Origin of the sequence: Sorangium sp. So ce327, from assembly GCF_051530205.1 — a bacterium.
GTDB classification, from domain to species: domain Bacteria; phylum Myxococcota_A; class Polyangia; order Polyangiales; family Polyangiaceae; genus Sorangium; species Sorangium cellulosum_B.
The window spans coordinates 6,745,914-6,756,933 of record NZ_CP150330.1 but is presented as its reverse complement, the minus strand read 5'-3'; the positions used below and the strand labels follow the sequence as shown (position 1 = coordinate 6,756,933).

4 protein-coding genes are annotated in these 11,020 nt (G+C 72.8%); 3 read left to right on the top strand and 1 reads right to left on the bottom strand.

Features of this window, described 5'->3' with window-relative positions:
• Positions 1–202 precede the first annotated feature (202 nt).
• A complete protein-coding gene (locus tag WME95_RS25235; protein ID WP_437911022.1) occupies positions 203–4,795 on the top strand; it encodes an nSTAND1 domain-containing NTPase in 4,593 nt (1,530 codons plus the stop codon).
• Positions 4,796–4,820: 25 nt separating this feature from the next.
• Here WME95_RS25235 and WME95_RS25230 read toward each other — a convergent pair whose 3' ends face one another.
• Complete coding sequence (locus WME95_RS25230; RefSeq protein ID WP_437910934.1) at positions 4,821–6,080, bottom strand: MFS transporter; 1,260 nt, start codon at positions 6,078–6,080, stop codon at positions 4,821–4,823.
• Between the two features lie 242 nt (positions 6,081–6,322).
• Between WME95_RS25230 and WME95_RS25225 the strand changes: the two genes are divergently transcribed.
• Together WME95_RS25225 and WME95_RS25220 are read left to right on the top strand one after the other, a co-directional pair.
• Positions 6,323–8,725: a hypothetical protein gene (locus WME95_RS25225; RefSeq protein ID WP_437910933.1), complete on the top strand. Its 2,403-nt coding sequence runs from the start codon at positions 6,323–6,325 to the stop codon at positions 8,723–8,725.
• A 47-nt stretch (positions 8,726–8,772) separates the two neighbouring features.
• Positions 8,773–10,992, top strand: coding sequence for a hybrid sensor histidine kinase/response regulator (locus WME95_RS25220; protein ID WP_437910932.1), 2,220 nt, complete (start codon positions 8,773–8,775; stop codon positions 10,990–10,992).
• Positions 10,993–11,020 lie beyond the last annotated feature (28 nt).

Sequence of the window (11,020 nt, the reverse complement as noted above, 5' to 3'; positions counted from 1 at the left end):
GAGCGTCGAGCCGGATGCGCCGTTGAGCTCTCTCGTCTCGCGCAGCGCTCCTGGTGAAGAGGCGGTGCGCACGCTCGTGCTCCCCGAGCTCGCGCGCGCGGAGGACCGCGCGGAGGACGTGGTCGGCCGAGTGCCCGAGGAGCGAGCGCAACAGACCGCGGTCCGCCCGTCACCGGGGTCGACGACGCTGGCGGGCGCGACGATGGCGTACCGCGCTCAGGGCTCATCGCTCGTGGAGGTCGGCGGGACGATCAAGCACTACGAGATCATCCGCGAGCTCGGGCAAGGCGGCATGAGCATCGTGTACCTGGCCCGGGACACGAAGCTCGGGCGCCTCGTCGCGATCAAGCTGCTGATCGAGTACAGCGGGCAGGGGATCGAGCGCTTCCTGGCCGAGGCGCGTGCCACGGCGAGCTGCCGGCACGAGAACATCGTGGTGATCCACGAGGTGGACGAGCTCCGTGGACACCCGTACCTCGTGCTCGAGTACATCAAGGGTCGGACGCTGAGCCAGTGGCGAGCCGAGCGCGAGCGCTCCGGCGCGCCGGGCCCGATGGCGGTCGAGCTGGTTGTCGAGCTGATGATCCCGGTGGTCCGCGCGCTGGTCTGCGCGCATGAGCTCGGGATCGTCCACCGCGATCTCAAGCCGGAGAACATCCTCATCGACGACGCAGGGTGCATCAAGGTGGTCGACTTCGGGATCGCCAAGCAACTCGATGCCAAGCTGCTATCGACGCTCACGGAGGCGCGGGGGGAGCTCCCGGGAGATGATGAACAGAGCTTTCGGAGCGCGCTCGTCGGAACGCCGTCCTACATGTCGCCCGAGCAATTGCTGGGTGAGGACGTGGACGCGCGCAGCGACCTCTGGGCCGTGGGCATCCTCCTGTACACGCTGCTCGCGGGGGCGCACCCGCTCGACCCATCGCCGATCGAGCGGCTCGCGGACATCGTGAACTTCGACGTTCCCATGCCGCGCGTCAGCGCGCGGCGCCCTGATGCGGGCGCGCTGGGCGCCCTCGTCGACCGGTGCCTGAAGAAGCGGAAGGACGAGCGCATCGGCTCGGCCAGGGAGCTGCTCGCCGAGCTCGAGGCGCTGCTGCCCGGTCGCAAGGCGCCCGGGCTCGGCGAGGACGACTGCCCGTTCGCGGGGCTCTCCGCGTTCCAGGAGTCGGACGCCGCGCGCTTCTTCGGCCGCGATCGGGACGTGACCGCCATGACGGCGCGGCTGCGCTACCAGCCGCTCGTCACGGTCGCCGGCCCCTCCGGCGCGGGCAAGTCGTCGTTCGTGCGCGCGGGGGTGATCCCGGCCTTGAAGCGCTCCAGCGACCGCTGGGAGACGTTCACCCTGCGCCCAGGGCGCCACCCGATGGCGGCGCTCGTCGATGTGCTCGCGCAGGTGGCCGAGTCCGAGCGCGCGGGCGCGCAGGCGGGCCCGGTCGAGCTCACCGGGAACGGCGGGATCATCGCCACCTTGAGCGCGCAGCCGGGCTACCTGGGCGCCCGGCTGCGCGCGCGCTGCCGCCGTCAGGGGACAAGGCACCACGTCCTGCTCTTCGTCGATCAGTTCGAGGAGCTGTACACGCTCGGCGCGAGCCGCGAGGAACGTGCGGCGTTCGTGGCCTGTCTGGAGGGCGCGGCCGACGACGCCTCGTCGCCCCTGCGGGTCCTGCTCGCCATCCGCTCGGACTTCCTCGATCGCGTCGCCGATGACTACGAGTTCATGACCCACGTGACACGCGGTCTCTCCTTGCTGCCGCCCATGGGGCGGGAGGGCTTGCATGACGCCTTGACGAGGCCGCTGGACGCCGCCGGTCTTCGCTTCGAGACCGCCGAGATGGTCGAGCACATGCTGGACACGCTGGAGAGCACGCGCAGCCCCTTGCCGCTGCTGCAATTCACGGCCGCGAAGCTGTGGGAGGCGCGGGACCGCGCGCGCCGGCTGCTGACGCGGGACAGCTATGAGCAGCTCGGCGGCGTCGCCGGGGCGCTCTCGGCGCATGCGGACGCGGTGCTCTCGGCGCTGCCGGTGCGCGAGCAGCGGCTGGCTCGGGCGGTGCTCGTGCGCCTTGTCACGCCCGAGCGCACGCGCGCGGTGGTCAGCCTGGACGAGCTGTGTGAGCTCGCACAGGACAGCGAAGGCCACGCCGGTGAGGCGATCGCGCAGGTGGTCCAGCACCTGGCCGGTGCGCGGCTGCTGCTCACCGAGGCCGGTGGAGAGCGCGAGGGCACGACCGTGGAGCTGGTCCACGAGTCGTTGATCGAGAGGTGGGCAAAGCTCGGGCAGTGGCTGGCCGAGAGCGAGCAAGACGCGCAGTTCCTTGCCCGGCTGCGCGCCGCGGCCCAGCAGTGGGAAGCGAGCGGTCACGCCGAGGGGCTGCTCTGGCGCGATCGCGCGGCGCACGAGGCCCGAGCGTGGCGTGAGCGCCGCCGCGCCGAGCAGGGCGCCGAGTGGCGCGTCGGGCTCGGCCAGCGCGAGGAGCGCTATCTCCTTGCCGTCGTGGCCCTCATGGATCGCGCGCGGCGGCTGCGGCGGCAGATCGCCATGGGCGTGATCGCGACGCTCACCGCGATCGCGCTCATGGTGTCCTATCTCGCGATCAGCGCCGATCGGCAAGCCAGGCGCGCCGAGCAGCAGGCCGCGCGCGCCGATCAGGAAACGGCCCGTGCGCAGGCCGAAGCCCTGCAAGCGCGCAACGCCACCCGCATGGCCGCGGCGCGCGAGCTGCAGGCCGACCCCACGACAGTGCTCGCGATATTGCGGGAGGTCGAGCCGTCCGATGTCCCGCGAGGGTGGGACTTTCTCGCGCGCTGGGCGCTGCACAGCTGGCTCGCTCGTGCGGTGTTCACCCATCCGGATGGGCTCAATTCTGCGGCGTTCAGCCCCGACGGCAAGCGCATCGTCACGGCGTCGTGGGACAAGACGGCGCGGGTGTGGAACGCCGATGGCGCGGGCGAGCCCGTGGTCCTGCGGGGGCACAGCAAGGCGATCTGGTCTGCGGCGTTCAGCCCTGACGGCAAGCGCATCGTCACGGCGTCGTGGGACAAGACGGCGCGGGTGTGGAACGCCGACGGCACGGGCGAGCCGCTGGTCCTTCGTGGCCACGAGGAGCGTGTCGCGGGCGCGGCGTTCAGCCCCGATGGCAGGCGCATCGTCACGGTGTCCCAGGACAAGACGGTGCGGATATGGAACGCCGACGGCACCGGAAGTCCCCTGATCCTCCGGGGCCATGAGAATCTGGTTCGTTCCGTGGCATTCAGCCCCGATGGCAAGCGCATCGTCACGGCGTCGTGGGACAAGACGGCGCGTGTGTGGAGCGCCGATGGCACGGGCGAGCCGCTGGTCCTTCGTGGTCACGAGGACGTGCTCAACGCTGCGGAGTTCAGCCCTGACGGCAGGCGCATCGCCACCGCGTCGTCGGACAAGACGGTGCGGATGTGGAACGCCGACGGCACCGGCGAGCCCTTGGTCCTCCGGGGGCACGAGCAGGAGGTATCCCATGTGGCCTTCAGCCCCGACGGCAAGCGCATCGTCACCGTGTCCCGCTGGGACAAGAGAGTGCGCGTGTGGAACGCCGATGGCACGGGCGAACCCATGATCCTTCGCGGTCACGAGGATGGGGTGTATTCGGCGGCTTTCAACCCCGACGGCAGGCTCATCGTCACCGCCTCCAATGACAGGACGGTGCGCGTTTGGAATGTCTCCGGTACGACGGAGCCGTTCGTCTTTCGGGGACATGAGAATGCGGTCTATTCGGCGGCGTTCAGCCCTGATGGCAAGCGCATCGTCACCACGTCGTATGACAAGACAGCGCGGGTGTGGAACGCCGACGGGTCGGGTCAGCCTTTGATTCTCCGCGGTGAGGCTCCGGTCTATTCGGCGGCGTTCAGCCCTGATGGCAAGCGCATCGTCACCGGGTCGTATGACAAGGCAGCGCGGGTGTGGAACGCCGACGGCTCCGGTGAGCCCATCGTGCTTCGTGGTCATGAGGACCGGGTCTGCGCTGTGGCGTTCAGCCCCGACGGCGAGCACATCGTCACCGGGTCGTATGACAAGACAGCGCGGGTGTGGAACGCCGACGGCTCCGGAGAATCGACGGTGCTGCGTGGTCACGAGGATTGGGTCCAATCTGCGGCGTTCAGCCCTGACGGAAGGCGCATCGTCACGGCGTCCCGCGACGAGACGGTGCGGGTATGGAATGCCGATGGCACGGGCGAGGCGCTGGTCCTTCGTGGTCACGAGGCTCAGGTCAACAAGGCGTCGTTCAGCCCCGACGGTGAGCGCATCGTCTCGGCGTCATGGGACAAAACAGCGCGGGTGTGGAACGCCGGCGGCGGGGGCAAGCCCCTGGTCCTCCGGGGACATGAGCACTGGGTGCTGTCTGCGGCGTTCAGCCCCGATGGCAAGCGCATCGTCACCTCGTCCGAAGACGGAACGATACGGGTATGGAATGCCGATGGTACGGGCGAGGCGCTGGTCCTCCGCGATTCGGAGTCTCCGGTCAACAGCGTAGCGTTCAGCCCCGACGGCAAGCGCATCGTGAGCGGGTCGGACGACAAGGTCGTGCGCCTGTGGACCGATCTCGAACCGCTGCACGGCGTCGATGACCCGAAGCTGTGGACCGCGACCACCTACTGCATGCCGATCGAGCGGCGAATTGAGCTCCTCCGCGTTCCCGAGGCCATGGCCAGGGCTCATCAGGAAGACTGCCTGCGCCGCGTCGAGGCGGCCCGCGTGGCCGGCCCTGGGTCCCAGCCAGGCTCGGCTGCCCGACCGAGCGACACCGCCGGTCGATGACGAGCACCCTCCCTCGAGCGCGCCCTCACCCCGCCCGCAGCCTCCACACCGCGGGCCGCAGCAGCAGGAGCGGCGCTGCAAACCCCGCGATGACGAACGCCCAGACCGTCGCCTCCACGCCGAGCCGCCCCGCGAGCCAGCCGGCCGCCAGGGTGCCCGCCGGCAGGAGCGCCCCGGTGAGCACATGGAGCGTGGCGTCGACCCGGCCGAGCACGTGCAATGGCAGGATGGATTGCCGGGCGCTCACCGCGTGGATCATGAACGCCATGAGGAACGCGTCCCCGATGAGCTGGTGTACCACGAGGGCAGGCACCGCGAGCCGCCCGAGCTGCGCCGCCAGCGGGATGAGCGCGCAGCTGGCTTGACTCATGAACAGGCTGAGGATCATCGCCGGCCCGGCGCCCAGGCGTCGGCCCAGCCAGCCCGCGAGGAAGCTGCCGCCCAGCGCGCCGATGCCGCCCACGCTGATGATCAGCCCGACCGTGGTCGTGTCCAGCCGCAGGTGCTCCAGGAGATAGAGCATGTACAGCGCGGAGAAGACCCCGCCGAGCAGGAGGGCGTGGGCGGCCATCGCCAGGAACGTCGCCCCGACCACGGGGTGGCCCAGGCCGTGGCGCAGCCCGACCCGGAGATCCTCGACCAGCGAGGCGCCCCCATCGCCTCCGCCGCCCGCGGGGACGGCCGGCGCCTCCGCCGCCCGGATGCGCCCGAGGAGCGCCGCCGACACGAGATACGACAGCGCGTCCACCACCATCGTCACGGGCGCCGTCAGCGCCTGGATCAGGATGCCCGCGGCGCCGGGGCCGGCGATCTCCGCGGCGGCCTCGGTCCCCTCCAGCCTGGCGTTTGCCTTGACCAGGTGGTCCTGCCCCACGAGCGCCGGCAAGTAGGCGTTGTCGGCGATCTGGAACAGCGACGTGGCCATGCCCACCAGCGCGGCCACCACGGAGAGCTGGAGCAGGGTGAGCGTGCCGGTCCAGGCCGCGATCGGGACCGAGAGGATCAGCGCCGCGCGCGCGAGATCCGCGCCGACGAGGAGCGGCCGCTTGCGCGAGCGATCGACGAGCCCGCCCGCGAAGAGCCCCACGAGGACGGCCGGCGCGGTGGACACGGCGGAGAGGACGGCCACGCCCGACGCGTCGGCCCCGAGGCTCACGATGGCGATCACGGGCAGCGCCGTGCGGCTGACGCGACTGCCGACCGCGCTCACCGCCTGCGCTGCCCAGAGGCGCAGGAAATCGGGATGATGGGAGAGGCCGGCGGGAGCAGGGGACGGAGGGGACATCGTCTGGGGCGGGAGCAGAGCAGAAAAGAGGAGGGAAGGAGAAGCGCGCACTATCGAACACGGCGGATCGGAGGCCGCGCGATCACCGCGCACGGCTTCGTCGGGTTCTCGAAAGACACCGCCGTCCTCCCCGGACCGTCCATCGAGAACGCAGCTCGCTGGATTGCGCCGGGGCGCCCGCATCCCGCTCGCCTCTCCGGGCAGGCGCGGCTACGAAGGCAGCCCTGGAGTCCCACGCGACCATGCCCACGCTGCTGCGTTCACCGGCCACCAGGCTCGGCGCCGCGCTCGTCGCGATCGCGATGGCGCTCGTCGGCTTCCTGCCCCTCTTCGACGGCCCCGGCTACGAGAGCGCGCTCGCCGCCGGCCTGATCGTCCCGGGCGCCGCGGCGATCGTGACCGCCCTCGACGTCGCCGCGCATCGGCCGCCGCCTGTCGAGGCGTTCCGCCGCGGCGTCGCGAGCGGCGCCCTGCTCGCGGTCGTCGCGTACGCCACCACGCTGGTGCACGGCCTGCGCGCGGGCTTCTGCGATGTGCTCGGCGGCTCGGCGCACTTCGCCCTCGGACCCGGGCTCGGCGCGGCGCTCGGCGGCGCCTGGGGCGCCGTCGCGGGCGAGCTCGCCGCCGGCATCCGCCGCGACGACGCCGCGCCTCCCCGCCCGGCGTGGCGGCGCCGGCTCATCGCCGTCCTCGCGGCGCTCGCCGCCCCCCTCGGCGCGATCGGCGTGAGCGCCGTCCGCTTCTACACGAGCCCGATCGTCTTCGCCTACGACCCCTTCGCCGGCTTCTTCAGCGGCACCCTCTACGACACGGTCGTCGACGCGTCCGGGCTGCTGACGTACCGCGCGGGGACGCTGGCCACCCTGTTCGCCGCGTCGGCGCTCGCGCAGCACCTCGTGCACGACGCGGGCGGGCGCGTGTCGTTCCAGCCGCAGGGCCGGCCCGGGCTGCTCCTGCTCGGCGTCGCGAGCGCCGCGCTGAGCGCCGCGACCGTCCTGGAGGGCGCGCGCCTCGGCCACTTCCAGACCTCCGAGAGCATCGCGGCCGAGCTCGGCGCGCTCTCGAAGGGCCAGCGCTGCGAGGTCGTCCACCCGCGCGGCGTGCGCGAGGCCGACGTCCAGCGCTTCGTGCGCGAGTGCGACGCCCACATCGAGGCCGGCGAGCGCTGGCTCGGGGCGCCCGCGGTGGTCGACGGCCAGCCGCTCCGGGTCCGCGCCTACCTGTTCGAGAGCGCGGCGCAGAAGGGCGCGCTCATGGGCGCGTCGCGCACGTACGTCGCGAAGCCGTGGCGCCGCGAGGTGTACCTGCAGGCCGCCGGCTACCCGCACCCGACGCTCGGGCACGAGATCATGCACGTGCTCGCCGGCGCCTTCGCCCGCGGCCCGTTCAAGGTCGCCGGGCGGCTCGGCGGGTGGCTCCCCGACCCGGGGCTCATCGAGGGGATCGCCGTCGCCGGCTCGCCAAGGGAGGGCGAGGACCTGAGCCCGCGCGCGTGGGCCAAGGCGATGAAAGATCTCGGGATCCTGCCGCCGCTCGCGCGCCTGTTCGCGCTCGGCTTCCTCGCCGAGAACTCGTCGACCGCCTACACCGTGAGCGGCGCGTTCGTCGGCCACGTGCGCGCGACGTACGGCGCAGACGCGGTGCGCGCCTGGTACGGCGGCAAGGCGCTGCCGGAGATCACCGGCGCCTCGTGGGAGGTGATGGAGCGCGCGTGGCACGCCGATCTCGACGCGCTCACGCTCCCCGACGCGGCGAAGGCGCAGGCGAAGGCCCGCTTCGATCGGCCGGCGCTCTTCGAGCGGCGCTGCCCGCACGTGGTCGACGCGTGCACCCACGAGGCGGAGGAGCTGCGCGCGCGCGGCGACCACGAGGGCGCGATCGCCGCGTACCGGCGCGTGCTGTCGCTCGACCGGAGCCCCGCGCCGCGCATCGCCATCGCCGAGACGCGGCTCGCCAGCGACGCGCCCGGCGAGCGGAGCGAGGGGATCCGCGAGCTCGAGCGCATCGCCGGGGACGGGTCGATCCCGCGCCACCTGCGCGACCGCGCGGCGGAGCGGCTCGGCGACGTCGCGCTCGCCGCGGGCGACCGGGAGCGCGCGGCGGCGCGGTACGGCGAGGTCGCCGGCCGGCTCGTCGACGAGGACCGGCTCCGGACCCTCGACGTGAAGATCGCCGCCGCGAACGACGAGCGCGCCCGCGCGGCCATCGTCGAGCTGCTGATCGGCACGCGCGGCGGCGCGCCCGACAGGATCCGTGCGGCGGAGCTCCTCGGCGCGTGGACCGCGCAATCCCCGGGCGACGGCCTGCCGAGCTACCTGCTAGGCCGCCATTACCTGAGCGACGGCCGCTTCGATGAGGCCGCCGATCGCCTGGATCGGGCGCTCGCGGCCCACCTGCCGGTCCAGCGGGTCTGGATCGAGGCCGAGCGGCTGCGGCTCGTCGTCGCGTGCGGCGTCGAGGACGTCGAGACCGCCCGCAGGATGTTCGCCCAGTACGCAGCGCACGACGGGGCCGCCGGCACGGGGCCGGCCGTGAGCGAGGAGCGCCGGGACGCCGCCCTCCGCCTGCTCGAGCGCTGCGCCGGCGCGGCGGCCCGGCCTACGTCCCCGGCGACCGCGGGCGACCCGCCGGCCGGAGAAAAGTGAAGAATGCCTCTCGTCCCTGCGCGCTGACGTGGTGAGATGTCGTGGAAATGCACGCAGAGCCTGCGAGCGAGAGGGTTGGCCGCCTCGTCGCGTTGAACGCCGTCCTCACCGTCGTGGCCCGCCACTCGAACCTGCTCCTGCCGAGGCCGTTCGAGGAGCTCGCCGGGGCCGTCGGCCGGTTCGCCGCGTTCCAGCTCTTCGCGGTGGTGTTCCCGGAGCCGGAGGGCGGGCTCCGCGCGTACTCGGTCTTCCGCGGCGACGCGCTCGCCGCCGCGCCGTTCGGCGCGCGCCTGCCGGCGCCCGCGGCGCTCTTCCGGCGGGTGTTCGCCGAGGGCGAGCCGTTCTCCTGCGACGACGCCCGCGCGGGGAACGCCCTCGCCCAGATGGGCGCCAGCGAGGGGTGCCTCTCGTACGTCGCGCTCCCGGTGCGGGCCACGCCTCCTGGCGCCGAGCCCGGCCACCCCGCCGCGCGCTCCGCGCCGGCCGGCGCCGGGGCCGGCGGCTTCGGCTGCCCGATCATCGCGGCGCTCGTCGTCGGCTACGGGGGAGCCGGCGCGGCGGCATCGGCGCCGATCCCGCTCCTCGAGGAGATCGCCGACGCGCTCGGCGCCGGCCTGGATCGCTCGCTGCGCGTCGTCGCCGGGGAGCGCGAGGCCGCCGAGCGGCTGCTCAGGATCCGCGAGCTCGAGGAGCAGCACCGGAACCTCCTCGACAACGCGCCGCTCATCATCTTCCGGCTCGATCCCGAGTCCGGCGAGCTCTCGTTCCTGAACCGGCACGCCGAGCGGCTCCTGGGCGTGCCGGTGGCCGAGGCGCTCAGGACGCCGGGCTTCCTCGGGGAGGCCCACGCCGATCCGGAGGGCGTGATGTGCTTCGAGGACGCGGTCGCGCGGGCCAAGCTCGGGGCCCCGTCGGCCTCCTACGAGGCGCGCCTGCGGCGGCGGGGCGGCGACGCGATCACCGCGCGCGGCACGGTGTACCCGCTCGTCTCGGATCGCGGCCGCGTGGTGGCGATCGAGGGCGTCCTCGCGGACGTGAGCACCGAGCACGCGGCGCGCACGCGGCTCATCCAGGTCGATCGCCTCTCGACGCTCGGCACGCTCGCGGCCGGCGTGGCGCACGAGATCAACAACCCCGCGGCGTTCATCCTGCTCGGCCTGGACATGCTCGACCGCCTCCTGCGCGGCCCGAACGTGCGCATGGAGGGCAGCGCCGCCTCCAGCGCGTCGGAGCTCGTGAAGGAGCTGCGCGACTCGATCAAGCGCATCGTCGACATCGTCCGCGATCTCAAGCTGTTCGCGAGCCCGCCGCAGCCCGAGGGCTCGCGCCGCACGCTGACGGACGCGAACCGCACGGTCGATTCCGCGCTGAGCCTCACGCGCGGCCAGATCATCGAGCGGGCGCAGATCGTGAAGAACCTGTCCGAAGTGCCGCCGATCCTCATGGATGACGGCCGGCTCGGCCAGGTCATCGTGAACCTCCTCGTCAACGCGGCCCAGGCGATCCCGAAGCCGGGCTCGAAGCACGAGGCCCGCGATCAGACGGTGACGGTCGAGACGCGGAGCGACGGGGAGACGGTCGAGATCGTGGTGAGCGACACCGGCGCCGGCATCGCGGAGGAGAACCTGCCGCGCATCTGGGCGCCCTTCTTCACGACGAAAGGCCCGGAGGTCGGCACGGGGCTCGGGCTGTCGATCAGCCGCGAGATCATCGAGCGCGCGGGCGGGCAGATCACGGCGGAGAGCCCCGTCCCGGGGAGCGTCCCGCCGGGCGGCGCGCGCTTCATCATCTCGCTGCCCGCGGCGGGGCGGACGGACGAGGCGACGCCGAGCGTCTCCCCTGTGCCGCGGCTCGTCTCGAAGCGGGTGCGCGTGCTCGTGGTGGAGGACGAGGCGTCGCTCGCCCGCGCGCTGTCCGAGCAGCTGGGCCGCGTGCACGAGGTGGCGCTCGCGCCGAGCGCCGACGCCGCGATGGGGATGCTCGCGGGCGGGCAGCGCTTCGACGTGGTGCTCTGCGATCTGCGCATGCCCGGCATGTCGGGCGACGTCTTCTACACGCGGATCCGCGAGAGCGATCCCGTGCTGGCCCAGGGGTTCATCTTCATGACCGGCGTGGGCTTCGGCGCCGATGTCGAGCGGTTCCTCGCCTCGTCGGGCCGCCCGCTCCTGGAGAAGCCGTTCTCCGCCGAGGACGCGCTCTCCGCGATCGCCGAGGTCGTCTCCGCGAACTCCGCGCCCCGCCCGGAGCCGCGCGACAGCAGCAGGTAAGAGGCGCCCGCGCTGTCGCCGTCCACGC